This is a genomic window from Parasaccharibacter sp. TMW2.1890 (genome assembly GCF_023337645.1).
Classification (GTDB): domain Bacteria; phylum Pseudomonadota; class Alphaproteobacteria; order Acetobacterales; family Acetobacteraceae; genus Bombella; species Bombella apis.
Genome location: NZ_NWUV01000002.1, coordinates 343,104 through 368,772, shown reverse-complemented (window position 1 = coordinate 368,772; position 25,669 = coordinate 343,104). Strand labels below are relative to the sequence as shown.

The 25,669-nt window shown below is 61.0% G+C and carries 20 protein-coding genes and 1 tRNA gene; 14 read left to right on the top strand and 7 right to left on the bottom strand.

Features of this window, described 5'->3' with window-relative positions:
- Positions 1-8 precede the first annotated feature (8 nt).
- The 3 genes from thrS to CPA54_RS06445 form a co-directional block, all read right to left on the bottom strand.
- Positions 9-1,955, bottom strand: coding sequence for a threonine--tRNA ligase (gene thrS, locus CPA54_RS06455; protein WP_043557991.1), 1,947 nt, complete (start codon positions 1,953-1,955; stop codon positions 9-11).
- Between the two features lie 201 nt (positions 1,956-2,156).
- Positions 2,157-3,116: a glycosyltransferase family 9 protein gene (locus tag CPA54_RS06450; RefSeq protein WP_249085888.1), complete on the bottom strand. Its 960-nt coding sequence runs from the start codon at positions 3,114-3,116 to the stop codon at positions 2,157-2,159.
- Between the two features lie 26 nt (positions 3,117-3,142).
- A complete protein-coding gene (locus CPA54_RS06445; protein WP_052348887.1) occupies positions 3,143-3,781 on the bottom strand; it encodes a nucleotide exchange factor GrpE in 639 nt (212 codons plus the stop codon).
- A gap of 367 nt (positions 3,782-4,148) precedes the next feature.
- On the opposite strand from CPA54_RS06445, the gene CPA54_RS06440 reads away from it, so the two are divergent.
- The 6 genes from CPA54_RS06440 (at position 4,149) to CPA54_RS06415 (ending at position 11,448) form a co-directional block, all read left to right on the top strand.
- Positions 4,149-4,925, top strand: coding sequence for a response regulator transcription factor (locus CPA54_RS06440; RefSeq protein ID WP_081562832.1), 777 nt, complete (start codon positions 4,149-4,151; stop codon positions 4,923-4,925).
- Between the two features lie 59 nt (positions 4,926-4,984).
- Positions 4,985-6,733 carry a sensor histidine kinase gene (locus CPA54_RS06435; RefSeq protein WP_081562831.1) on the top strand — a complete coding sequence of 583 codons (1,749 nt, stop codon included), beginning with the start codon at positions 4,985-4,987 and terminating at the stop codon, positions 6,731-6,733.
- Between the two features lie 96 nt (positions 6,734-6,829).
- Entirely contained in the window at positions 6,830-7,762 is a 933-nt protein-coding gene (gene rapZ, locus CPA54_RS06430) for an RNase adapter RapZ (protein ID WP_373364573.1), read from the top strand.
- A gap of 26 nt (positions 7,763-7,788) precedes the next feature.
- The gene (locus CPA54_RS06425) at positions 7,789-8,310 is read left to right on the top strand and encodes a Fur family transcriptional regulator (protein ID WP_086431376.1); all 522 of its coding nucleotides are present in this window, start codon (positions 7,789-7,791) and stop codon (positions 8,308-8,310) included.
- Between the two features lie 191 nt (positions 8,311-8,501).
- A complete protein-coding gene (locus CPA54_RS06420; protein ID WP_052348889.1) occupies positions 8,502-9,902 on the top strand; it encodes a sugar porter family MFS transporter in 1,401 nt (466 codons plus the stop codon).
- Between the two features lie 115 nt (positions 9,903-10,017).
- Positions 10,018-11,448, top strand: a complete 1,431-nt coding sequence (locus CPA54_RS06415) for a sugar porter family MFS transporter (protein ID WP_154981125.1) — start codon at positions 10,018-10,020, stop codon at positions 11,446-11,448.
- Between the two features lie 98 nt (positions 11,449-11,546).
- Here the strand turns inward: CPA54_RS06415 and CPA54_RS06410 are convergent, their stop codons facing one another.
- Both CPA54_RS06410 and CPA54_RS06405 read right to left on the bottom strand, forming a co-directional pair.
- Positions 11,547-13,073: a glycosyltransferase family 2 protein gene (locus CPA54_RS06410; RefSeq protein WP_249085869.1), complete on the bottom strand. Its 1,527-nt coding sequence runs from the start codon at positions 13,071-13,073 to the stop codon at positions 11,547-11,549.
- A gap of 30 nt (positions 13,074-13,103) precedes the next feature.
- The gene (locus tag CPA54_RS06405; protein ID WP_043558005.1) at positions 13,104-14,162 is read right to left on the bottom strand and encodes a quinone-dependent dihydroorotate dehydrogenase; all 1,059 of its coding nucleotides are present in this window, start codon (positions 14,160-14,162) and stop codon (positions 13,104-13,106) included.
- A 139-nt stretch (positions 14,163-14,301) separates the two neighbouring features.
- Between CPA54_RS06405 and CPA54_RS06400 the strand changes: the two genes are divergently transcribed.
- From CPA54_RS06400 to hflX, 7 genes are all read left to right on the top strand, one after another.
- Positions 14,302-14,583 (top strand): hypothetical protein, encoded by a 282-nt coding sequence (locus CPA54_RS06400; RefSeq protein ID WP_043558447.1) that lies wholly within the window; start codon positions 14,302-14,304, stop codon positions 14,581-14,583.
- A gap of 87 nt (positions 14,584-14,670) precedes the next feature.
- Positions 14,671-15,720 (top strand): tRNA dihydrouridine synthase DusB, encoded by a 1,050-nt coding sequence (gene dusB, locus CPA54_RS06395; RefSeq protein ID WP_249085867.1) that lies wholly within the window; start codon positions 14,671-14,673, stop codon positions 15,718-15,720.
- Complete coding sequence (locus CPA54_RS06390; protein WP_043558012.1) at positions 15,720-16,460, top strand: helix-turn-helix domain-containing protein; 741 nt, start codon at positions 15,720-15,722, stop codon at positions 16,458-16,460. The genes dusB and CPA54_RS06390 overlap by 1 nt, the downstream gene beginning before the upstream one ends.
- Positions 16,461-16,477: 17 nt before the next feature.
- Positions 16,478-18,835, top strand: a complete 2,358-nt coding sequence (locus CPA54_RS06385) for an ATP-binding protein (protein ID WP_227449694.1) — start codon at positions 16,478-16,480, stop codon at positions 18,833-18,835.
- A 9-nt stretch (positions 18,836-18,844) separates the two neighbouring features.
- A complete protein-coding gene (locus CPA54_RS06380) occupies positions 18,845-20,272 on the top strand; it encodes a sigma-54 dependent transcriptional regulator (protein WP_043558015.1) in 1,428 nt (475 codons plus the stop codon).
- Between the two features lie 11 nt (positions 20,273-20,283).
- The gene (gene hfq / locus CPA54_RS06375; protein ID WP_081563414.1) at positions 20,284-20,511 is read left to right on the top strand and encodes an RNA chaperone Hfq; all 228 of its coding nucleotides are present in this window, start codon (positions 20,284-20,286) and stop codon (positions 20,509-20,511) included.
- A 107-nt stretch (positions 20,512-20,618) separates the two neighbouring features.
- Entirely contained in the window at positions 20,619-21,941 is a 1,323-nt protein-coding gene (hflX, locus tag CPA54_RS06370) for a GTPase HflX (protein ID WP_249085865.1), read from the top strand.
- A 69-nt stretch (positions 21,942-22,010) separates the two neighbouring features.
- Here the strand turns inward: hflX and CPA54_RS06365 are convergent, their stop codons facing one another.
- A complete protein-coding gene (locus tag CPA54_RS06365; RefSeq protein ID WP_043558022.1) occupies positions 22,011-23,465 on the bottom strand; it encodes a SulP family inorganic anion transporter in 1,455 nt (484 codons plus the stop codon).
- 274 nt (positions 23,466-23,739) lie between these two features.
- Here CPA54_RS06365 and CPA54_RS06360 point away from each other — a divergent pair.
- Positions 23,740-23,815, top strand: a tRNA-His gene (locus CPA54_RS06360).
- 53 nt (positions 23,816-23,868) lie between these two features.
- Here the strand turns inward: CPA54_RS06360 and CPA54_RS06355 are convergent.
- Entirely contained in the window at positions 23,869-25,524 is a 1,656-nt protein-coding gene (locus CPA54_RS06355; protein ID WP_249085863.1) for a hypothetical protein, read from the bottom strand.
- Positions 25,525-25,669: the final 145 nt, after the last annotated feature.

The following is a 25,669-nucleotide window of genomic DNA, read 5'->3' as shown; positions in this document are numbered from 1 at the left end:
AGGAGAGATCAGGCCGTTTTCCGGGAGGCAGCCCGCAGGATATCCGGCGGAGTGGCTTCCTCCACCAGTGCGGCGATGATCTCATCGGCAGCCATCACATTCTGTGCCTGTTCACCAAGACGGCGGACGCTGACAGTGCCTTCTTCCGCTTCCCGGCGGCCGACCACGAGCATGACCGGCACCCGGGCCAGACTGTGCTCACGCACCTTGGCGTTGATCTTCTCATTGCGGACATCCGCCTCGGCATGAAGACCGGCCTTGCGCAGACGTTCGGTGACTTCCAGCGCATAATCGGCGGCATCGGTGACGATGCTGGCTACCACAACCTGCGTCGGGGCCAGCCAGAGCGGGAACTTGCCTGCATACTGTTCGATCAGGATACCCAGGAAGCGTTCGAAGCTGCCAAGGATGGCACGGTGCAGCATGACAGGGCGGTGGCGGGCACTGTCCTCGCCAATGTAGGAGGCATCCAGCCGTTCCGGCAGGACGTAGTCCACCTGGAGCGTGCCACACTGCCAGTCACGCCCGATGGCATCGGTCAGGACGAATTCCAGTTTCGGACCATAGAAGGCCCCTTCACCGGGATTCAGCTCATACTCCACGCCGACCATTTCGCAGGCCCGCTTGAGGGCCCCCTCGGCCCGGTTCCACACCTCGTCAGACCCGGCACGGGTTTCGGGACGGTCGGAGAATTTCACACGGAAACTCTCGAAGCCGAAATCCCTGTAGACCTCGCCCAGCATGGTGACGAAACGGGCCGTTTCTTCGGCGATCTGGTCATCCGTGCAGAAAATGTGGGCATCATCCTGCGTGAAGCCCCGCACCCGCATGATGCCATGCAGGGAGCCGGACGGTTCGTACCGGTGGCAGGCGCCGAATTCCGCCATGCGCAGTGGCAGTTCACGGTAGGAGCGCAGGCCGTGACGGAAAATCTGCACATGGCAGGGGCAGTTCATCGGCTTGAGGGCGAGGGTCTTGTCCTCATCCTCCACCGTGGCGATGAACATGTGCTCACGGTACTTGTCCCAGTGGCCGGAGGCTTCCCAGAGGGTCCGGTCCACCAGCTGCGGGGTGCGGACTTCCTGATAGTCATTCCGGTTCTGGGCACGGCGCATGTAATCCTGCACCGCCGTGTAGAGGCGCCAGCCCTTCTGGTGCCAGAAAATCTGCCCGACCGCCTCTTCCTGAATGTGGAAGAGGTCCATGTCCCGGCCGATGCGGCGATGGTCCCGCTTTTCGGCTTCCTCAAGCCGCAGGAGATAGGCCTTCAGTTCCTTCTTGTCCCGCCATGCCGTGCCGTAGATGCGGGTCAGCATGGGGTTGCGGTGGTCACCACGCCAGTAGGCCCCGGCCACCCGCATCAGCTTGAAGGCGTTGCCGACATCCGCCGTGCTGCGGAGGTGTGGCCCACGGCAGAGGTCCAGCCATTCGCCCTGACGGTAGATGGAGATTTCCTCACTTTCCGGCAGGTCCCGGATCAGCTCGGCCTTGAACTTTTCACCACGTTTCTCGAAGAAGGCAATGGCCTCGTCCCGGTCCCACACCTCACGGGTGAAGGCATCGCCCCGTGTGATGATCTCGGCCATCTTGGCTTCGATGGCTTCAAAGTCGGCTGGTGTGAAGGGTTTGTCCCGGAAGAAGTCGTAATAGAAACCATCCTTGATGCTCGGGCCGATGGTGACCTGCGTTCCCGGCCAGAGCTCCTGCACGGCCTCGGCCATGACATGGGCGGCATCGTGGCGGATCATCTCCAGCACGTCATCATCCTTGCGGGTGATGAAGCGGACGGTGCTGTCTTTGCTGATCGTGAAACCAAGGTCCACGGCTTTGCCATCAACTTCCATGGCCATGGCGGCACGGGCGAGACCCGGCCCGATGGCTTCGGCGATGGTTGTCCCGGTCACTGCCCCATCGAAGGTGCGAATGCTTCCATCGGGCAGGGTAATGGCGGGCATGGAGGAACTCCTTGGTTGTTGGTCAGAAGAGGATGCTGCCCTTGTATGAAAGGAAAGGCGCAGCAGACAGAGATGGGGGCGAAAATGGCCTTTTATGGCGCTGTCCTGCAAGCCCTAATATGCAGCCAGATGGAGGAAGGGCGGTTTTTTGCCGGTTCCTGCCAGTTTTCGGGGCAGGGTCGGCTGGTCACGTTTTGTCGATCAACCATGCTTCTGAAGCGTCAGGCGGGCCTGCATGAGGGGTCGGCCCCAGTCTTCCAGCAGTCTGAGAACCCGTTCCGGGTGCAGGGTGGAGAGGTCGGGGCAGTCCAGTACCCGGCTCTGCCCGGGCGTGATGCTGAGGGGGGCACAGCGTCTCGGGTCACTGTCGGCGGAAAAGAGGGTCAGGGTTGGGCAGTCCATCGTGGCGGCCATGTGCAGCGGGCCGGTGTCATTGCCTATGCAGAGCAGGGCACGGTGGAGCAGCCCGGCCAGAGCGGGAAGGTCCGTCCGGCCTGTCAGGTCCAGTGCCTGCGGAACCCGGGAGCGGATGATGTCTGCCAGTGGGCGGTCCGCCGTACTGCCGATGATGACGGGCTGGCAGCCCCACGTGTCGAGAGCCTGTGCCAGCGTGGCAAAATGGAGGGCAGGCCAGCGTTTCGCCGGGCGGTGTGGTGCGGCCCCGGGCACGAGCACGGCATAGGGGGCGGGCAGGTATGGGCCTCGGTTCTTGAGAAATTCCGGGACGGTACGGGGCAGGGAAGGGAGTCCAGCCGCCCGGAGCTGATCGGCCTGCCGCACGAGCGTGTGCATCTGGCGGGCTTGTGGATTGAGATGGGGCAGGCTGGCCCGCCTGTTCTGGCCGGACCAAACAGTGCCGGGGCGGACAAGATGGAAATAGCGGGCTGTCCGGCCGGAATTCTGGAGGTCAAACACCATGTCCATCTGTCGCAGGATGTGGCGGATTTTCAGCCAGTGGCGCAGATTGGTGAAGGGAGGCCGGTCATCCGTGGCGATGGCATCGAACCACGGGCAGCACGAGGCCAGATCATGATAGGGACTGGCTGTCAGGAGAGTGACATGGTCGTGGGGGAAAGCACGACGGATGGAGGCAAAGGCTCCAAACGCCTGAAAGAGATCTCCCAGAGCACCATGACGGATGATCAGTATCTTCTGCGGCATGAGGCTCCGGGTGATCGTTCCGGGAATCAGTCCTTCTTTTCGGGAGGCTGACCCGTTGAGGAAGCGTTGGAGACGATGACCATGGCTGGCTTCAGCAGGCGGTCTTTCAGCATCCATGTTGGCGTCCATGCCTGCACGACATGGTTGGGCGGAAGGTGGTCGACTTCCTGCTCCTGCATGGCCTGATGCAGGTTGGCATCAAACGGTCCGTGTGTCGGGTCCAGTCTGGTGATGCCATTCCGTTCCAGAATGGAGAGGAAGGAGCGCTCTGTCCCTTCGAATCCTTCCCGCAGGCGGGTGATCAGGGCATCCTCGCCCTCTTCATGCGGGGGCAGGGCGGACAGGCCACGGTGCAGGTTCTCGGCGGCTTCGACGACATCACGGGCGAATTTCTGAACGGCGTAATGGCGGGTGTCTTCAATCTCGCGCTTGTGGCGGGCACGGAGATTCTGGTTGTCCGCTTCGGAGCGCTTCCAGCGGTCTTCCATCTCAGCCAGTTTCTCTTCAAGGGCGGCAATGCGCTCCTCGGCAGTGCCGGTCCCGGCCTGTTCTTCCGTAGCGTGAGCCTCATGCGCCTCGGCCTGGGATGCCGTGTTGTGCGGCTGGGCTTCGTGCTGTGTGGTATCGGTCTGTGGCATGTCGGTATGAGAAGTCTGTTCTGTCATATCGTGACCCTGTTTCCGTCTTCGTGAGCACATTTCCTGCGGACTCGACTCACTATGCCCTTTCGGGTTTTCGTGATTGCAGTGGCAGGATGCGCTCCTTTCGTGCCTCTAGGAGATAGTGTCCCATGCGGCAAAAGCAAGGGGGGAGGTAGTGCTGGGGAAGGGTGGCGCTGAATTTTGGATGGCAGCGTAAAAAAACACAATTTACATAATGGGCTAGCGGAATTACCGGGATTCAATGTATAATGTTGTCAGAATAGTGGCATGTGTTGGCAGTCGTCTTCCTGTTAATATTTGCTGTAAACAGTCTTAACTTTGTGTTGAGATTTTTTTGTTGCTTGTTATGTTGCAAGGCACAGGAGTTTGCATGAAGAAGACCACTTTCCCTCCCGTGGTTCCGTCTCACACGGAAGAGAAACATGGTTCCAAGGCCCAGCAGGTTCCGGTCATTGCCCTGGTGGATGATGACCGGAACATTCTGACATCTGTTCAGATGACGCTGGAGGCCGAGGGTTTCACGGTTCATGTCTATACGGATGGGGAAAGTGCCCTGCAGGGTATCCTGTCCCGCTCGACATCCCTGGCGGTGCTGGATGTCAAGATGCCCCGCATGGACGGGATGGAGCTTCTGCGTCGGCTGCGCATGCGTTCGAGCAGCCTGCCTGTCATTTTCCTGACCTCCAAGGATGAAGAGATGGACCAGCTCATGGGGCTGCGCCTGGGGGCGGATGATTATATTACCAAGCCTTTTTCTGTTCGCCTGCTGGTGGAGCGGATCCGTGCCCTGCTGCGCCGGCATGAGGTCAGTCAGGCGGAAATCACGGGGGAGGCTGGGGCAAGCAGCAGCATCCTGGTCCGCGGTGCGCTGGCGCTGGATGAAGCCCGGCACCAGTGCCTCTGGAATGGTCAGGAAGTGGCGCTGACAGTTACCGAGTTTCTGCTCGTCAAGGCACTTGTCGTGCGTCCGGGGCTGGTGAAATCCCGCGACCAGCTGATTGATGCGGCTTATGGGGACAGCATTTATGTTGATGACCGTACGATCGACAGTCACATCAAACGGGTCCGCAAGAAGTTCCGTCGGGTGGATGAATGTTTCAATCATATCGAGACCCTTTACGGTGTCGGGTACCGCTATCGGGAGTGAGGTGATCCTATGGCCTGCCCTGGAGAGATCATGTCTGTCGGCACTGGCAGGGTTCCGTCATGATTACCGGGCATGACGAGCTGATAAGCCCCCTGCGGAGCACCTGGGAATATCTGCGTGCCGTGCGGCTGCGGCGCTGGGTTTCGCCGCTGACGAGCCGGCTTCTGCTGGTCAATTTTCTGCCGCTGCTGTTCATGGGGGGGCTGCTTCTTTCCATCAATGAGGTACGCAACACGCTGCTGAATGACAGTGTGGATAGCCTGCGGGAGCAGGCCCGCATTTATGCCTCTGTTCTCCAGCAGGCGCAGAAGGTCGATCCTGAAAGCGGGGAGGTCGAGCTGGATACGAAGGTGGCCCACCTTTTTCTGGATGACATGATCCGTTTCAGCCGCAACGCGCAGGTCCGGCTTTATGCGCCCAACGGGTCCTTGCTGACAGAAAGCGCCAGGGGCGGCGTCCTGACGGCATCCGGCACCCGCTGGCAGCCGAATGTCAATGTGGTTGACCGTATTTATGGCTGGGTCCTGTCCCTGATTCCTCTCAGGACCAGAGAGGGGGATGTCCCTCTGGACAATTCGACGACATCACAGAATTTCGGGCAGGATACGGGTGAGGATGTCCATCTCAGTGCCCGGGAGGACCTGCCACCCTATATTCGGCAGACTGCCCAGCATGAGCTGGTCATGACCGTTGTGGCGCCCGTCGTGGTGAATGGGGAGACGGTCGGCGTCCTTCAGCTGACCCGTCACAATGCGGATATCGATCGGGCCATCATCAAGGTGCGATGGGTCATCGTCATCATGATGCTGATGAGCATGGGAGCTGCCGTCCTGCTGTCGTGGTATTTTGCGATGACACTGTCCCGGCCTTTGCGTCGCCTTGTCGTGCGGTCGCGGGAGATGCGTGAGCCCGGGCAGGGGCGGGTGGATGGTCTGCCCTATGCTCTGCTCAGCCGCCGGGATGAGATTGGTGAACTCGCCCGGACCCTGCGTGAGAGTGCACTGGCCCTGTGGGCCAGAATGGATGATGTGGAACGTTTTGCATCGGAAGTCAGCCACGAGCTGAAGAATCCGCTGTCTTCCATCCGCTCGGCTCTGGATACCCTGCCCCGCATTGCGGATGTTCAGGCCCGGGACCGGCTGCTTGGTATCCTCGGGCGGGATGTCCAGCGGCTGGAACGGCTGATAGCGGACATTTCCTTTGCCAGCCGGGTTGAGGGAGAGCTCAAGCGGGGCGGGCGTGTGGTGGTTGATGTCGTGGCGCTGCTGGAGCTGTTTGTCGAGGTGAACCAGGCCACCCGCAAGGAGCATGCTGCCAGGCTGGTGCTGTCCATTCCGGAAGGGGAAGAACCCCTCAATGTGATGGTCGGGCGGGATGGGCTTGTCCAGGTCCTGCATAATCTGATCGGCAATGCGAAGTCCTTTTCCCCGCCGGATGGTATCATCCGGCTTGCTGTCCGTGTCATGAAGGGGCTGCCGAAGCTGGCCGAAGATGGCACCATCTACCCCGGTGGCCCGACCATAGAGATTGCCGTGGAGGATGACGGGCCTGGCATACCGCCTGCAAAGCTGGACAGCATATTTGAGCGCTTTTACTCGGAACGTCCCCCCGGGGAGAATTTCGGGAAGCATTCCGGCCTGGGGCTGGCCATCAGCCGGCAGATCATTCTGGCCTTCGAGGGAACCCTGCACGCAGAGAACCGGGAAGAGCTGGATCCGGAAACCCAGCAGAGCCGCATCTGTGGGGCCCGCTTTGTCATCCGTCTGCCCCGCTTTACGGCTGCGGCACTTCCGCCTGTTCCGGAGTAGGCAGGCGGGGGTCTGTTTCTTGTGGGTTGGAGACTGTGATATGCTCCACTGCGCTGGCAGTTCCGCCAGCGTGATGCAGGGAAACAGGTCATGGGTATGAGGATGCAGGGCCGGTCTTCACGGGGTATTGTTCTGGTGACGGGTCTTTCCGGCGCCGGGAAGGCCTCCATCCTTCATATGCTGGAAGACCTTGATTACGAGGTGGTGGACAATCCGCCGCTGGACCTGTTTGAGGCGCTGATTACCCGGACAGGGTCCCGTCTGGCCATCGGGGTGGACGTGCGCAGCCGGGGGTTTGATGCCCATCGGATCGTGGATTTTCTGACACTGGCCCGTCGTGAACCAGACTGCTCGGCTCAGCTGGTTTTTGCCACGGCGGATTATGATGTCCTGCTGCGCCGGTTCACCGCCACAAGGCGGCGCCATCCTCTCGCCGGGGAAGGTGGCCTGCGCCCTGCGCTGGAGCAGGAGGCCGGACTGCTGGAACCGCTGCGGGCCGTGGCTGATTTCGTGATAGATACCAGTGACCTGCCCCTGCCGGACCTGCGCCAGATGATCGAGGCCCGTTTCAGTGCCGGGGTTGGGACCATGCTGTCCGTGGCACTCATGTCTTTTGCCTATCCGGCAGGTCTGCCGCGGGAGGCAGATATCGTGCTGGATGCCCGTTTCCTGAGAAATCCGCATTATGATGAGGAGCTGCGGCCCCATACGGGGCTGGAGGCCAGCGTGGCGGAGTATGTGAAGGCGGATCCGTTCTACCAGCCTTTTTACAGCCATGTATTGGGGCTGGTGCAGACCGTGTTGCCCCGTTTTGCGCAGGAAGGGAAAAAATACGTCACCATTGCTGTTGGCTGTAGCGGGGGGCGGCATCGTTCCGTCACGGTCGTGGAGGCGTTGGCACAGGACCTGGCAGCCGACCCGATGATCGGGGAGCTTCGGGCCCCGGTGATGGTGCTGCATCGGGAGCTGGCCCGCAACGGACTGGCCTCATGCCGCTGGGCCGTGCCACCATTGGATGGTACGGCATGAAGGCGGCGCATGGGAAGCCGGACAGGATGGAGGAACCGGGCGGGCCGGCGTTCAGCCGGGATGTCATGGCCCGGCTGGAAGAGGCCACTCACTGGTGCCGACATCACGGGCAGAAACTGACCCCGGTCCGCCGCCTGGTTCTGGGACTTGTTCTTTCGGAAACCAGACCGCTGGGCGCTTACGATATTCTTTCCCTTTTGCGGGCCTATCAGCCGAGGGCCGTGCCGCCGACCGTCTATCGGGCTCTGGATTTTCTGCTGGAGCAGGGGCTGATCCACCGGATAGAGCGCCTGAGCGCCTTTGTGGGCTGTCATCACCGGCTGGACTGTGAAGAACATTGCACGTCCCATGGTGCGTGGGGTGCCCATAGGGCCCAGTTCCTGATCTGTCGGAGCTGTGGTCAGGTGCAGGAGCTGGAGCAGGATGTTGTGGCGGCGGTGCTGTTGCAGTCTGCCCGGGGGCAGGGGTTTCGGGCTGAGGCTGCCACGGTGGAGATTGAGGGAGTCTGTGCCCGTTGCGCCGGAGAAAGGAAGGTAAGGGAAAATTAAGGCCTGCCCTGTTTTCCTGCCATGCAGACATATGGTTTGTCTTTCTGAAAGATCAGGTAGATCAGGGAGTTATGCGACCTCTCAGAACTGTGATCCTCTGGTCAGTCATGGTGCGTAGGTTAAATTGTTTTTTATGATATGGAAGATTCTCTTCAGGGAGTTTTCCCTCCAGTAATAAAGGTCCGATTGTTATGAACGGGACAGCTGAATCTCCACGGTCTGCTGTGGATCCCGCTGCCAGGCGGAGAGTGCTTTTCATCTGCATTCTTGCCTCTTTGGCGGGGCTGATGTGCGGTATGGACATCGGGGTAATTTCCGGTGTGCTGAGGCCGTTTGGTATCGAGTTCCATGCCTCCACCGTGGCGCTGGAGTGGATTGTTGGGGGTATGCTTGTCGGCGCCACGATTGGCGCCCTGACAGGGGGACAGCTGACCCAGCGTCTGGGCCGCAAATACACGCTGACGACTGCTGCGGCTTTCTTCTCCATAGGGGCGGCTGGCTGTGCGGCTTCCCAGTCCATCACCATGATGATCATCTGCCGTGTGCTGGTGGGCATGGGCATGGGCCTTTCCGACTTCTGCACGCCACTTTATCTTTCCGAGGTAGCCCGGACGGAACAGCGTGGTGCCATGGTCTCGCTGTACCAGCTGCTCAAGACGATCGGTATTTTCCTGGCCTTCTTCTCCAACAGCTGGTTCGCCCCCTCCGGTGCATGGCGCTCCATGATGGTGGTAGAGGCCGTGCCGGCTGTCGTGTTTCTGGTGATTTTCCTCTGCCTGCCGCAGAGCCCACGCTGGCTGATGCTCAAGGGCCGTGAGGAAGAGGCTCTGGAGACGATGACAAAGCTGCGTGATGCGCCGTCCCAGGCCCGGCAGGAGCTGAAGGCCATTGGCGAGCAGTTGCAGACCAAGGAAGAGGGCTGGAAGCTGCTGCGGACCAACAGCAACTACCGCCGTTCCCTCGGACTGGGCATGTTGCTGATGGTCATGCAGCAGTTTGCTGGCATCAACATCATCATGTACTACGCCCCGCGTATTCTGGAGACAGCCCATTTCAGCCTTGAGGCCCAGATGTGGTGTACGGCGCTGATCGGCCTTGTGAACGTGCTGATGACATTTGTGGCCGTTGGTTATTCCGACCGCTGGGGCCGCAAGCCGATCCTCTATGCCGGGTATGCCAGCATGGCAGCCAGCATGGCCATTCTTGCCTTCCTGCTGTGGTACGGGACGACGACCCTTGCTCTTCAGCTTCTGGCTCTTGGCATGATCATCATCTTCGTGGGTGGGTTCGCCATGTCCGCCGGGCCGCTCATGTGGGTCATCTGCTCGGAGATCCAGCCTGCCGCAGGGCGCAGTCTTGGCATCTCCATCTCTACCGGGACAAACATGCTGAGCAACCTTCTTATCGGCACGACATTCCTCAGTGTGCTGGAGCTGATTGGCGGCCCCAATACTTTCTGGCTGTTTGCCGGATTCAACGCCATCTGTGTCGTGTTACTTTATCTCTTCGTTCCAGAAACAAAGGATGTTTCGCTGGAAACTATTGAGAAGCGCCTCATGAGTGGTGTAAAACTGCGTGATCTTGGTAGTTGATTGAAGATCAGCCCTGTTCATGCACTGCCGGGCAGGAGGGACAGTCCGTCTCTTCTGCCCGGTTTCGTGTCTGGCTGGTGGGGCTGGTCTGCATCAGGGAGGTTGCGCCCTTTACATGGTAGATGAAGTTGATCCCCGTTCTGTATCCCCAGGGACAGGCGATGATGACGATGCGTCATTTTTCGATCCCACGAAATTCAAGATTCTTGTCATTGGTGGTGTTGCGGCCCTTGCGGGGCTGATGTCTGGTATTGATATCGGCGTGGTTTCCGGTGCGCTGGATCTGTTTTCCCGGGAGTTTCATCCTTCCACACTGGCGCTCTCATGGGTTGTCAGTGCCATGATGGCCGGTGCGGCCCTTGGCTCGGTGAGTGCCAGCAAGCTGGCCCAGAAGGTCGGGCGCAAGCGGGCGTTGATCTGCGGGGCCGCAGTGTTCGTGATTGGGGCACTGGGCTGCTGCCTGAGCTGGTCTGTCGCCTCCATGATCTCCTTCCGGGTGGTGATGGGCTATGCCATCGGGCTGTCCGCCTTTACGGCGCCGCTCTATCTTTCTGAAATTGCCAGTGAAGATACCCGTGGTGCGATGATCTCCACCTACCAGCTTATGCTGACGATCGGCATATTCGTGGCTTTTCTGGCCGATGCCTATTTTTCCTATCGTGGCAGCTGGCGGAGCATGTTTGCTTTTGCAGCCTTCCCGGCAACGCTGTTTCTTATCGGGGTTCTGTTCCTGCCTTACAGTCCGCACTGGCTGGTGATGAAAGGCCGCCACAAGGAGGCGCGGAGAATCCTGCTGGACCTGCGGGATGACCCGCTGGAGGCCGCCAAGGAGATTCAGGCCATCCGCCAGCAGCTGGAAACGAAGCAGGAAGGGTGGGCACTGCTGAAGCGCAACAGCAATTTCCGTCGTTCCGTGCTGCTGGGTATTGGCCTTCAGGCCATGCAGCAGCTGGCGGGCATCAATATCGTCATGTTTTATGCTCCGAAGATTCTTCAGGCTGCCCATTTTGATACACATGCACAGGTCTGGTGTACGGCCATCATCGGGCTGGTGAACATGTTGGCCACGTTCGTGGCGGTTGGTCTGGTGGACCGCTGGGGCCGCAAGCCCATTCTTTATGTCGGTTTTGCCGTCATGGCGCTGACAATGGGGGCTCTTGCAGCCCTGTTGCATGAGGGTATGGCGGAGCAGGCTTCCCAGATGATCGCCGTGTTCGTGCTGATGGTTTTCTGCGCCGGTCATGCCATGTCGGCGGGGCCGCTCATGTGGGTGCTGTGTGCAGAGATCCAGCCCATTCAGGGGCGCAATTTCGGCATGTCCGCTTCTACCCTGATGAACTGGCTGGCCAATATGGGCGTGAGTGTCAGCTTTCTGCCGCTGATGGAGGCCTTTGGGGCCTCTGGCACGTTCTGGCTTCTGGCCGTTCTGAACTTCATTTTCATTGGTCTGACATATCTGTACGTGCCGGAGACCAAAGGCATGTCTCTGGCCAAGATTGAAGAACGGCTGATGAGTGGTGTGAAGCTGCGCAAACTTGGGCGCTGAGCCATGGCGGTCAGCCTGTCTGGCACGAAGAGAAAAAAGGCTCACCAGTCCTCTGGTGAGCCTTTTTCAATGAAGGGAATGGGCCTGCTCCCCTGTTCTTACAGGATGAAGGGGGCCAGGGCGCCCAGATGGCTGTGCAGTTCCCTGTATTGTGGCGCCTGTAAATGGAGGGCCAGAAGAGGGAGAAGCCATACGGTGGTTTCCCGGTCGATGGCTGTCAGGGTGGAAATGGTGTCCAGCGTGAAGGTTGGAGCGCCCAGAGCCATCTCCAGCAGGTTGAAGGGCGACAGGCTCAACCAGGAGGCCCCTGAGGGTGTGGTCTCCTGAGGAATGGTGATGAAACATTCCCAAAGGCTGACGGCCTGCCTGTCAGGCGCCATTGGTTCCGTGGGAGGAGAGCAGAGAAAACGTTTCTGGCCCCCATGCTGCCTCAGGGCAATGGCTGTCTGTTCGATGACAGGCAGGATGTCGTAGCGGGGCAGGCCGGTGAGGCGGCCATCATGCAGGATGAAGAAGTCCCGTATCCTGTCCTTTTCATCCAGGCCGAACAGAAAGGCGGCTTCGGGATGGATCAGGCTCTGGATCAGGAAAAGCTGGAACTCACCCCCCTGCTGCTCGGCACTGCCAAGGTCCTGGAGCAGATCATTGACGAGACCGGGATGGCGGGCATCCTTCGGATGCAGGGAAAAGACCCGGAAGCCAGCCGGATTCTGCCGGGTTGAGGGGGGAGTCAGGCCGGGGATGGGAGGGTGCTGACGCCGCATCTCTTCCAGCACGGTCATGGCCCCTGCCGTGATGACCGGCCTGACCCAGCGCAGAACGTCCGACGTCTTTTCACGGGGGACCGTGTCTTCAATGTCGTTCCATTGGGCCAGCTGGTGGTCTGAAAGGGTGAGCTGGAGGTCTTTGCGGTTGAGGACCCGTTTGACGAACTGTTCCAGACTGCGCCGCTGGAAATGCATCAGGCTGGCAACAGCCCAGTCAGGATACCCCACCGTAATGCCGGGTACGGCAGACCAGGCAACAGGCGCACCGGATGAGGTGACATAACGCCCTTCAGCCAGCGCAAAATAATGGACATTGACCCATTTGCCTTTCTTCCAGCAATGAGGGCGGATGAAGCTCTTTACATGCCGGTTGATGGCCTCTCCCGCCGTGCTGTGGCGGCTGAAACTGTGGAAAGGCGGCAGGCTGGGTGTCGTGATGTGATTGTCATGGCCATAAACCTGCCAGTGCAGGGCTACTGCACCGGCATCGGCAGGCAATGATTCCAGAAATTCCGGCAGGGTTTCGTGGGCGTACAGCCTGACATATTCGTCCGTATCCAGAAAACCCACCCAGTCGTAAGACTGTTCATCCATGGCAATGGCCGACAGGGCATCGAGATAGACCTGTCTCTGGCGCTCTGCATGGTCCTGGCTGGACAGGTCAAGGCTGTGCTCACGGATATGGAAAAGGCGCACATCCCAGTGCAGGCTGGCGGCCGTGACGAGATCCCTCGTGCCATCATCTGAATCATCATCAAACAGGATGAAACTGTCCACACCGAGGAGGGCATGCCAGGCCAGCCAGTACAGTATGTCGTGTGCTTCGTTTTTGACGATGCCGACCAGAGCAGTCTTCATGGTGCTACGTGGCCCCTGCGTTACGGTGATTCAGCGCCGGAGAGAGGCGAGGGTGCGGATGCCGGAGCGGCTCATCTCGTGCAGCAGCTCCTGCTTCAGCCGGGTGAGGACGGCGGGCCCTTCGTAGATGAAGGCCGTGTAGACCTGTACGAGGTCCGCCCCCATTTTCAGACGCTCGAGAATGTCTTTTCCGGTTTCGATGCCGCCGGAAGAAACGAGGCAGAGGCGGCCATTGTTCAGGTCGCTCACGAGCTGGAGCACATGGCGGGCCCGTTCGGCCAGTGGCGCACCGGAGAGGCCTCCGGCCTCCTCACGGTGAGGGTCCGTCAGGCTGGCGGGACGGGCCAGCGTGGTGTTGGTGAGAATGAGACCATCAGCGCCACCGTCCAGTGCCGTCTGGAGGATGGGGCCATAGGCGTCATCTTCAAGATCAGGGGCAAGCTTCACCAGCAAAGGGGGGCGGTCGGGATGGGCGGTCTGTATGGCATCCAGCAGGCGGGCCAGCATGTCGGTAGCCTGAAGGTCCCGCAGGCCGGGGGTGTTGGGGGAGGAGAGGTTGATGGTGATATAATCGGCGTAGGATTTCGTCCGGCCTACCAGGGCGGGGTAGTCCACAAGCGGGTCTGCCCCTGTCTTGTTGATGCCCAGATTGATTCCCAGCGGAACACCGGCGGCTTTTACGGTGCCATTCCCGTCCGGGCGGAAAAGGGGTGTCAGGTTCTGGCAGAACCGGTCAATCCCACAGCTGTTGAAGCCCATGCGGTTGATGATGGCGTGGTCATCGACCAGACGGAACAGGCGGGGCCGGGGATTGCCCGGCTGGGGCCGGGGTGTGACCGTGCCGGTCTCCACAAAGCCGAAGCCGAGTCTGGCCAGCCCCCGCACGGCCCGGGCATTCTTGTCGAACCCTGCTGCAAGGCCGATCGGGTTGGGGAAGGAAAGCCCCAGAGCTTCCGTCCGGAGGGCCGAATGATCGGGTTTGCCGCGACCGGCGAGGCCGTGGGCAATGCTGTGGATGGCAAGCTCATGTGCAGTTTCAGGGTTGAGACGGCGCAGAAGCCACGTGGCTGTTTTTCCGATATCGAGCATTCACTCTTCCCTTACTGACAGTTAAGAACCTTTCAGAACGCATGGTCGTTCTTGTCAAGACAATTTGCGGTATTGATGACTGTTGTGTGGCTTTGCAGAGAGGGAGTTGCGCCATGTCGATGAAACGGGAGCCGGAGCCATGAGCTGGGATGACCTGTACCTGGAAACCTGCTGCCGTTCGGCCCTGCACCGGCTTGTGCTGAGCGGTGAAACGGGCCGCCCGGTCGGCCCCCCGCCGGAAGGGCGGATGCCCGATTTCCGGGCCCCTCTCAAGGACCGGTCCTGCCTGCTGCGGCTGGCTGGCATGGGGCTGGCCCGGCAGAGGGATGACGGACGTTTTGAGGTCACACCGGCTGGGGAACAGCGTCATGACCGGGAGATTCTTTCCATGAGGCGGGCCCGGCGGCGCAGGCAGGGGTAAGGCAGCCGCCATTTGCGCTTTGAAGGCCGTAACTGTAAAATCCCGCCCCGGTCTGCTCCACGAAAACCTGACAGGTATCCCGTATCCATGCCAATGCCGATTCCTCTGCCGCCCATCACTCTGGGGACGGGCTGCGTGATTGATGACCCTGTCATCCTCGCTCCCATGTCCGGCGTCACGGACCTGCCGTTTCGCAGGCTGACCAGAGAGCTGGGAGCGGGACTTGTCATTTCGGAGATGATCGCCTCATGGGCGATGGTGCGGGAGAATGAACGGACCCTGAGCATGGCCCGCAGCGCCGGGGCTGGTGGTGTCAATGCCGTACAGCTGGCGGGGTGTGACCCGCAGGCCATGGGAGAGGCAGCGAAGATCGCCGTGGCGGGTGGTGCGGATGTCGTGGACATCAATTTCGGCTGTCCGGTCAAGAAGGTGGCCATCGGCCAGATGGCCGGATCGTCCCTCATGCGGGATGAAGCTCTCGCCGCCCGCCTGCTGGAGGCGACAGTGAAGGCGGTGGATGTCCCCGTGACGCTGAAGATGCGGATGGGGTGGGACCATGAGCATCTCAATGCTCATGCCCTGGCCCGTATTGCCGAGGATGTCGGCATCCGCATGATCACGGTGCACGGGCGGACCCGCCAGATGTTCTACAATGGCCGGGCGGACTGGAAGTTTGTCCGCAGGGTCAAGGAGGCGGTGAGGCTTCCAGTGATCGTCAATGGTGACATCGTGAGCATGGCCTCGGCCCGTCAGGCCCTGGCGGATTCGGGGGCGGACGGCGTCATGGTGGGGCGGGGCTGCTATGGGCGGCCCTGGTTCCTCGCCCAGCTGACCCAGTCCCTGCGGAGCGGCGTGGACGTGCCAGACCCCGATCTCGCAACGGAGAAAGAGATTGTCCTGAAACATTATCACATGATGATGGACCATTTTGGGGAGCGACCGGGCCTGCGCCTCGCCCGCAAGCATGTCTCCTGGTATTCCGCCGGTCTTCCGGGGTCGGCGGCATTCCGGGCGGAGGTGAACCGGCTGGATTCCGCTCCTGCTGTCATTGCTCTGCTGGAGCGGTTCTATGATGACGCCATCGCGGCTGGCATCGTGCGTGATCGGGAAGGGGCTCTTGCCCGGCATGTGGCGTGATGGGTGAGCCGACGGCCCGGGCAGTCCGTGCGCTGCGCCCGTTGTTCCTGCATGGTGCCAGCTCGCAGGAGCGTCTGGACGTGGCCCAGAGGATTCACGCCCACAGTTCCTGTGCAGGCGGAGCTTTTGTCGTTGCGGGGCTGACGGCTGTTCCCCGTGCCCTGCGGGAGGAGCGGCTGTTTGGTACGGCAGGCAATGGCTGGCTGGAGCAGGCCCGTGGCGGCACGCTTCTTCTGGATGAGCTGGATTGCCTGTGCCCGACACTCCAGAAGCGTTTTGCGGCTGTTCTGGCCCACAGGCCGCCGGCACGGCGGGAGGAGGCCGTGCGTATCGTGGTGGCCAGCCGGCATGACCAGGCGACCCTGTTGCGTCACGGAGGGCTGGAGGATGGCCTGCGGCACTGGCTGGCTTCCCTGCCGATGGAGCAGTGCCTCGGGCCGGAACGTCTGCGGGCCGTGCGGGCTCTTTCCGGTGACCGGAGCGGGGGGCTGGCAGCGATGTTCGAGCCGGTCATGCGCAGTTATGTACGGGCAGGGCTGGAGGCGGGCAGCTGCAACCTGCATGGCAGCGTGGTGGGAGCAGTGGAACGTCCCCTCATCACCATGGCCCTCCAGCATACGGGTGGGAATCAGCTCCGTGCCGCTGCTCTGCTGGGGTTGAACCGCAACACTCTGCGCAAGCGCATCAGGGAACTTCATATCGTTGTCCCCCGGCCCGGAGCGAAGCCGGGGGACCGTTGAGCAGGAAAGATACCGTGATGATCAGACGTCTTGCCAGCAGGATGCGGGCCTCTCTCGGGCGTCTGACCAGCCCTGATGGCGTGGTGGTGCTGACGGTCGTGGCGCTGGTCCTCACGTTCGTGACATTCATCGTCCTTGCGGGTGGTGTTTCACTGGCCCGGGTACCACGGGCGCAGGCCCTGCTTTTCCTGCTGGATTTCATCACGCTCATGCTCATCGGTGCTGCCGGGGTACGGCAGATTGGCCGGATGCTGGCCGCACGGCGCATGGGGCAGGCCGGGGCCCGGCTGCACAGCCAGCTTGTCATGCTGTTTGGCGTGGTGGCCGTGGCGCCTACACTGATGGTCGGTGCCCTTTCGGCCCTGTTCTTCCATTATGGTGTGGAGATCTGGTTTTCAAACCGGGTCAACACGGCCCTGAGCGAGGCCCGTTCCGTAGCGGCAGGATATCTGCGGGAGCATAATGAGAATACGAGGACAGAGGCCTTTGCCCTGGCCAACACGCTTCTGACAGTCCAGAACGACGAGATGTTCGCCCACGGGACGGACCTGTTCCACGACCAGCCACGCCTTCAGGCCCTGCTGGAAGATGAGGTGACGGAACGGGGACTGAATGATGCGATCATTTTCAATCCGATCACCTACAGGATCATCGCTACGGGGGGGCTCATGGCCATCCGGGCGGGGGACCCGGAAAAGGAGCTGCCGCCCCGGTCTGTGGCGGCCATGGCCAGAACAGGAGAAGTCGTGCTTCTGGACCAGCCAGAGGCGCAGCTGGTGCGGGGGGTTGTCTCGCTGGGGGGCAATTCTGGTCTCATGCTGGTCATTACCCGGCCAGTGGACCCGGACATCCTCCACCATATGACACGGACAGACACGCTGGTGCAGGATTATCAGCGGATGCTCAACAATCGTGGCAAGACCCAGCTGACACTCATCGTGATTCTGGCGCTGATGGGTCTGCTGGTGCTGGCGGTGGGAATGCTCAGCGGCCTGTCCCAGGCCAACAGGATCACCCGGCCCCTCAGCCTTCTGATCCGGGCAGCCCGTCGCATTTCCCGGGGGGATCTGACGGCACGGGTCCCTGTGGAAAGCCGTGGCCTGCGTGAGGATGAGCTGGTGGCCCTCTCCCGTGCCTTCAACCTGATGGCCAGCCAGTTGGCCAGCCAGCGTTCTGAGCTGATGCAGGCTTATGACCAGATTGACGAACGGCGGCGTTTCACGGAGACCGTTCTTGCTGGTGTGTCTGCCGGTGTGATCGGGCTGGACCATGACCAGACTGTCGAACTTCCCAATCGGGCTGCCTCCTCCATTCTTCAGCGGGACCTGGAACAGGCCAAGGGGTGCCCTCTGGTCGATCATGTGCCCGAATTCGCTACTCTGCTTCAGGCTGTGAAAGAGCATCCCGAGAAGGAGCATGGGGCTGAAATCCAGATCGATACTGAAAGTGCCCGGGCGCCGGGTGGGCCGGGAGGCGGGGGTGGTGCCGGAGCCGGACGGACCCTGCTCGTCTCTGCCGTGGCGGAGCAGAACGGGCATGAAGGCCGGGGGGGATATGTTGTCACCTTTGATGACATCACCCTCCTTCAGGTAGCCCAGCGCAAGGCCGCCTGGGCCGATGTGGCCCGTCGCATCGCCCATGAAATCAAGAATCCACTGACTCCTATCCAGCTGGCGGCTGAGAGGCTGAGACGGCGTTTTTACAGGGAGATTACCAGCGACCCGGAAATCTACGATCAGCTCATTAGCACGATCGTGCGGCAGGTAGGGGATATCGGGCGCATGGTGGATGAGTTCTCATCCTTTGCCCGTATGCCCCAGCCAGAGATGGCCGAGCATGACCTTGTCCGCCTGTGTCGTGAGGCGCTGTTCCTCCAGCAGAATGCCCATCCGGAGATAGCGTATCGGCTGGATGTCCCGGCTGGTGGGCCGGTCATGGTGCGGTGTGACCATCGCCTGATTGGTCAATCTCTTATCAACCTGCTACAGAATGCAGCAGATGCCATCCTGATGACAGGGCGGCGCCTGGGGGTGGACCAGCCCGTGCTGGGCTGGATTGTCCTCCGCTTGACGCTTGAGGATGAAGCGGCAATCATTGGTGTGGCTGATAACGGCGTGGGGCTGCCCGCTGGGGAGCATCAGCGTCTGACAGAGCCTTACGTGACCCACAAGGAGAAGGGGACCGGGCTGGGGCTGGCCATTGTTCACCGGGCGATGGAGGCCCATAAGGGGCGGCTGCACCTGCGGTCCCTGACAGAGGAAGAGCGCCGGGTGCTTGCCGGTACCGGAGATGTGGGAACGGCTGGCACCCTGGTGGCACTCATCTTCCCGCTGGTGGGCAGGGGGCTTGCAGCAGAGGGCGTGAGCAAAGCATGAAGGTATCCCATGGAGCATGAAATTCTGATCGTTGATGACGAGCCGGATATCCGCCTCCTGCTTGCCGGGATTCTGGAGGATGATGGCTACGTGACCTGTGGAGCTGCGGAGGCTGATGAGGCCATCCGGGTTTTCCGGGAGAATCGGCCCTCGCTGGTGATACTGGACATCTGGCTCCAGAACTCCCGTCTGGATGGCATGGCCCTGCTGCGTCTGTTCCGGGAGGAGCAGCCGGATGTGCCTGTCATCATGATTTCCGGGCACGGAACGATCGAGACGGCCGTCTCCAGCCTGCATCAGGGGGCTTATGATTTTCTGGAGAAGCCCTTCCAGTCGGACCGTCTTCTGGTCATTGTCCGTCGGGCGCTGGAGGCAGCCCGGCTGCGCAAGGAAAATGCCGAGCTGCGCCTGAGAGCCGGAGAGCAGAGCACGCTCATGGGCAACAGTGCGCTCGTCAATGCGCTGCGGGGGCAGATCAGCCGTGTGGCCCCTACCAACTCCCGTGTTCTTATCACCGGCCCTGCCGGTGCGGGCAAGGAGGTGGTGGCCCGGCTCATCCACGCTGAATCCAAAAGGGCGGAGGGCCCTTTCGTGGTGCTGAACTGTGCTGCTTTGGCCCCGGAGCATCTGGAGGAAGAACTTTTCGGGGTTGAGGGAGCCGGTGACAGGCCGGGCCGTCCGGGCCTGCTGGAGCGTGCCCATCGGGGCACCCTGCTGTTGGATGAAGTGGCCGACATGCCGCTGGAGACACAGGGCAAGATCGTGCGGGCGCTTCAGGTCAATACGTTCGAGCGTCTGGGTGGCAATCACAGCGTGAAGGTGGATGTCCGGGTGCTGGCGACCACCAGCCGGGACCTTCAGGCTGAAATTGTCCGGCGCCGTTTCCGGGAGGACCTGTATTATCGGCTGGCCGTCGTGCCCCTTCAGGTTCCGGCTCTTTCGGAGCGACCAGAAGATATTCCGGTCATGGCGCAGCATTTTCTGGAACGTTGTGCCCGGTCTTCCGGCCTGCCGGTCCGGACACTTGCCGTGGATGCTCTGGCCTGTCTCCAGACTTACGAATGGCCGGGGAATGTGCGTGAGCTGCGGAACCTGATGGAACGGATGCTCATTCTGGCCCCCGGTGGGGATGGTGACACCCCGCACGTCATACGGGCAGACATGCTGCCAGAGGCAGTCCGGGAGGGGGCTCCTTCCATGACCTGCCTGACAGCTGGTGCTGATGTGATGAGCCTGCCTTTGCGGGAGGCTCGGGACCAGTTCGAGACACAGTATCTGCAGGTCCAGCTGATGCGTTTTGGTGGCAATATCAGCCGGACGGCCAATTTTGTCTGCATGGAGCGGAGCGCACTGCACCGCAAACTCAAGCAGCTTGGTGTAACACAGGAAGATCGGTCTGCTGCCCCGTCCGAACGTGACGGGCAGGGTGGGAAATGATGAAGGAATCCATGTCAGAACAGAGAACAGGCGACGTGCAGGAGCAGTTTCTGGCCCATGTGCAGCAGCGGGAAGAACCGGTGACGGTTTTTCTGGTCAATGGTGTCAAGCTCCAGGGGGTCATCACACGGTTTGATGGTCGCAGTGTGCTGCTTCGCCGGGACGGGCATGTGCAGCTCGTCTACAAACATGCGATCAGCACCATCATGCCCGTGGCGGCTCTTTCGGACCTGCCCTGACTGGTGCCTCTCTTCCGGGGGGTGCTTGTGTCTGGCAGGGCTCCCTCCCATATGAGGCGGGCCTGAAGAAGGCCGATACAGGATTTTGAAGACAGGATGTTCCGGATTTGAGACGTCAGCCCAAGGAAACCGCCCGCAAGCCCACCCTCGCCGCCGTCATTCTCCCTGCGGAGAAGCAGGCCTTCACTGAAGGCCGAGCCGCAGAAGCCCGGCTGGAGGAGGCGGTGGGGCTCGCGGCCTCCATCGGGTTGGAGATCGTCCATACGGCCATTTATCCGCTGCGGACGAAGCGCCCGGCGACCCTCCTCGGTGCGGGGCAGCTGGAGGAGCTGACAGAGATCGTCAAGGCGGAGTCCGTGGGCGTGGTGGTGGTCGATGCCCGTCTTTCGCCCGCCCAGCAGCGCAACCTAGAAAAAGAGATGGGCTGCAAGGTGGTGGACCGGACCGGCCTGATTCTGGATATTTTCGGAGCCAGAGCTGCGACACGGGAGGGTGTGTTGCAGGTGGAGCTGGCGCATCTGGAATATCAGCGGTCCCGTCTTGTCCGGCTCTGGACGCATCTGGAGCGGCAGCGTGGTGGGTTCGGCTTCCTTGGTGGCCCGGGTGAAACGCAGATCGAGGCGGACAGGCGGATGCTGGATGAACGTCTGGTCAAGCTGCGGAAGGAGCTGGAGCAGGTCCGTCGGACCCGTGGCCTGCACCGCCATGCCCGTCGCAAGGTTCCGTTCCCGGTCGTGGCTCTGGTGGGTTACACTAATGCGGGAAAGTCCACCCTGTTCAACCGGATCACCGGGGCGGGTGTCCACGCACAGGACCAGCTCTTCGCCACGTTGGACCCGACCATGCGGAACCTGACCCTGCCTTCAGGCCGTCGGGTCATCCTGTCCGACACGGTGGGATTCATCAGCGACCTGCCGACCGAGCTGATCGCCGCCTTCCGGGCGACGCTGGAAGAGGTGGCGGAGGCGGACATCATCCTGCATGTGCGTGATGTCGCCCATCCGGACAGTGCCTCCCAGCGGGAGGACGTGCTGTCCGTTCTGGGTGACATGACAGCCGACGGGATGTTGGATGAGGCGTGGCCGGAACGGACGATCGAGGTGCTGAACAAGGCTGATCTTCTGGGCGGTACGGAGGCCGTGCCCCGCCGTGAGGGCAGCGTGGCCGTGTCCGCCCTGACGGGGGAAGGGCTGCCGGACCTCATGGAGGCTCTGGATGCCTTCATGACACGGTCCATGAAGCAGTTTTCGGTGCAGGTTCCTGTCACGGATGGTGCCGCACTGGCATGGCTTCATGAGCATGGGGAGGTGATGGAACGGCTGGATGATGAGGAGAGACTGCATCTCCGGGTCCGTCTGTTCCCGGCGGATCAGCAGCGTTTTGTCCGGCAGTTTCCAGCCTTGCCCCTCATGCTGGAACAGGAGGGCTGATCATGAAAAACCCCGGCGAGGTCATCCTGCCGGGGTTTTCCGTATCCGGAGGCCGAGGTCGGGCCTCCTTCAGATGGTGAAAGCCTTTTCGTCGGACTGCTCGGTGAGGATGCCATGCTGGGCATGATCCAGCCCGCAGACGGTCACCTCCTTGCCGTGCTTGCGGAATTTCTCGACAATCTTCTCGAGGGCCTGCACGGCCGTGATGTCCCAGAAGCGCGCGTGGGAGAGGTCCAGCGTCACCCGGTGGGCATGGGTGGTGTAGGTCATGGCCTCGGCCATCAGGTCTGCTGAAGCAAAGAAGATCTGACCCTGTATGTGGTAGGTCAGTATGTCATGTTCTTCCGTGGAGCGGACCTGCACCAGCCGGGCCGTATGCCATGCAAAGAACAGGCCGGAGAGCAGGACGCCCACGAGCACGCCAGCCGCCAGATTGTGGGTCAGCACGACCACGCCGACGGTGACGAGCATCACGAGGCTGGTCAGCTTGGGGTGGTGGAAGAGGTCTTTCAGGCTGCCCCAGGCGAAGGTGCTGACGGATACCATGATCATGATGGCCACGAGGGCGGCGACCGGCACCCGGGCCACCCACGGGTGCAGCACGACCATCAGCAGCAGGAGGAAGGCTCCGGCCGTGAAGGTGGAGAGCCGCCCACGCCCGCCATAGCGCAGGTTGCCGACGGTCTGGCCGATCATGCCGCATCCGGCAATCCCGCCGAACAGGCCGACGAAAATGTTGGAGATTCCCAGCCCGGTACATTCTCTCTGTGGTGTGCCGTGCGTGTCCGTCAGGTCATCCACCACACTGGCAGTCATCAGGGATTCCAGCAGTCCGACAGCCGCCACGGCCAGGGCATACGGAAAGGTGATGGTGAGCGTTTCAGCATTCAGGGGAAGCTGTGGCAGGGTGAACTGCGGCAGGCCTGTCGGCAGGGCCCCGAGGTCCGCAATGGTACGGACCGGCATCGGATGGATGATGGTGATGGCCGTCAGTACGATGATGCAGATGAGCGGTGAGGGAATGGCCTTGGAGAGCCGGGGCAGAAGATAGATGATGACCAGCCCGATGATGATGAGCAGATGGGTCTGCCAGCTCACTCCCAGCATCTGCGGGACCTGTGCGGAAAAGATGAGAATGGCCAGGGCGTTGACGAAGCCGGTACGGACCTCGCTGGAGACGAAGCGCATCAGGGAGTGGAGGCGCAGCAGCCCGAAGATGACCTGCAGGCCCCCGGCCATCAGGGTGGCCAGCAGCATGTACTGGAGGCCATGGGCATGGACGAGCGGTGCCAGCACTAGGGCAACAGACCCGGCGGCCCCGGAGATCATGCCCGGCCTGCCTCCGAAGATGGCGATGGAAACGGAGATGACGAAGGAAGCGAACAGCGAGACGGCCGGTGACACGCCAGCAATGTAGGAAAAGGCGATGACTTCAGGAATGAGGGCGAACGTGCCCACCATGCCTGCCAATATTTCCCTGACGGGTCTTTGGGTCCATTGCTGGATGTAGGAATCACTGGCCATGAATGCGGCTGGTCCTTCTCTCTGTTGAGGCTGTGGGGCAGATACAAGGTTCTGCCATGGTCACCGTACTGGCGGCCCGGTGCGGCCAATTGTGCGGCAACTATAGGCGGCTGCCGGGAGGCTGTGAAGCATTGTGGCCATGTCGTACCGGATATCGGCCCATGATGGCGGGTTTTTCGGCCCGGAGGGGGTACGTCCTAAAAAAATATGACAAAAATGCTTTTGAGGGCTGGACGGCAGAAGCAGGATTTAATAAATGTCAGGTCGCTGTGTGGCGGATGTAGCTCAGTTGGTAGAGCGCCGGTTTGTGGTACCGGTGGTCGCGGGTTCGAATCCCGTCATTCGCCCCAGCATTTCCCCTGAAACGTGATGTAGAGTGACGCAGGCAGGCTCTCCTGAGCCTTTACTGGTCCTGCGTTGTGACACTCAGTACATGCAGCCGGTCGAATTTGGCCGTGTCGCTGCTGTCGCTCGGGATATGGGCCAGTTCTTCCAGAGAGAGCGGCCCGGTCTTGAAGGTGAGGGTCCGCCGTTCGGGTGCCAGCAGGAAATCCAGTACAGGGGCCAGAATGGGTTTCTGGAGGGCCAGAACATTGAAGCGGGGTGTAACGACATACCCCTGTTCGGCCATCATGGAGCCTTTTGGAGACTCCAGTGTGGGTTTGGCAGTGCCCGTTCCATCGGCTGGTTTGTCCGTTTCGGAGGAGGCTTCAGCCTGGTGGGTCAGGATGCCGTAATAGGAGAAGATGTCCAGCCCCTGCACGGTCAGCTCTGTCCCCAGGCATTGCCCAGCCTGGAGGAAGCGTGACACGCTGTCATCGCCCAGATGGAATGGATTGATGTCAGGCAGACTGAAGACCACGGACATCAGGGCGGGGCTGTCCTTGCCAAAAAGGGTACGGAGCTGGAGGGTCTCGTCCCATTCCCCCATCCTTTTCCGGGAGGTGGCAATGATGTGGTAATCCGTCGGCAGAGCCACGGGAGAGGCCAGCAGTGAGGGGGGTGGCGAGAGCCGGGTCGTCAGGCCGGACAGGTCTCCCTCCGTGCGGAGATCATCATTCTCTCCGGCCCGCCGCTCGCCTGCCAGATGGGTGAGGATGAGGGTCCGTCGCAGGTCTGTCCGGCTGAAGAGAAGGGACAGGCCATTGATTTCCAGTTTGCCAGGCTTTTCCCACAGGGTTGCTGCCGGGTCCTGCCAGAATGTTTCTGCCGGGTTGCCTGCATGCTGGAAGGGGCGCTTCAGCCACTGGATGTAACCTTCTCTTGCTTCCAGATGCTGGAGGGCCAGATTCAGTTCCATGGGAGATTCGGCCCCGGGCGTGGCGTCCGTGTTCCCGGGCAGGAGGATCTGCTGCAATACTGGCGGGAAGAGGCTGTTTTTGCCGCCGGGGAGGGAAACGGAGAGGGACAGGCCGTTCATGAGTGTATGGACACGGAGTCCCTGCCCGTAGCCTTCAACGATCAGGTTGTCAGCCGACAGTGTTTTTATGGTGAACGGGCGTGCAACTGCGGAGCCAGCCGCAATGGGCGGGGCGTTTTCTGATGGTGAGACACGCAGTTTTGTCAGCTGCATCTGTTCAAAGCGCAGGGCTGTCACGTCTTCCGGTTCAAACGACATGATGGCTGCCAGGGAGCGCATGCTGTCCGCTTCGCCATGACCTTCATGCAGCGTTTCTGCCGAGGAGGGGATATGGAGGTGATGGAACGACGCTTCGTCTGCTGTGATGTGGTGTGTCTGGTCGGTATAGCTGGGTGAATCCAGCAGGAGGCTGGCCAGTCTCAGGGTTCCGCTGGAAAGCAGCTTGGGGTAGCCGAAACGGACACGCCGGGCGTGGAAATCTGTCGCCTGATAATGGAACGACACATCATACAGGGTCACCCCGCCAAGCAGGAATGCGGGCCGGACCTCGCTGTAATGAAAGTCCGCCCCGGCAGGCAGGGCAGCCCGGAACCGGTCCAGTGCGTGGGAAAGACGGATTCCGGCCTCGCGGTAGATGCCCAGTCCCCCCAGAATCATGATGAGGAGGGCCAGACAGAGGGGAAGCCGTAACCGTTGCATGCTGCACTTACCTCACTTGGGCACTCTTGATATGCGAACCGGCACAATACCCTTTGGCAGAGGCATGAGCAAATGGGGATGGAGCTGTCTGCTGCCGGAAGGAGGCAGAAAGAAGGGATTATTTTGCGGTATTTTAATACCACAT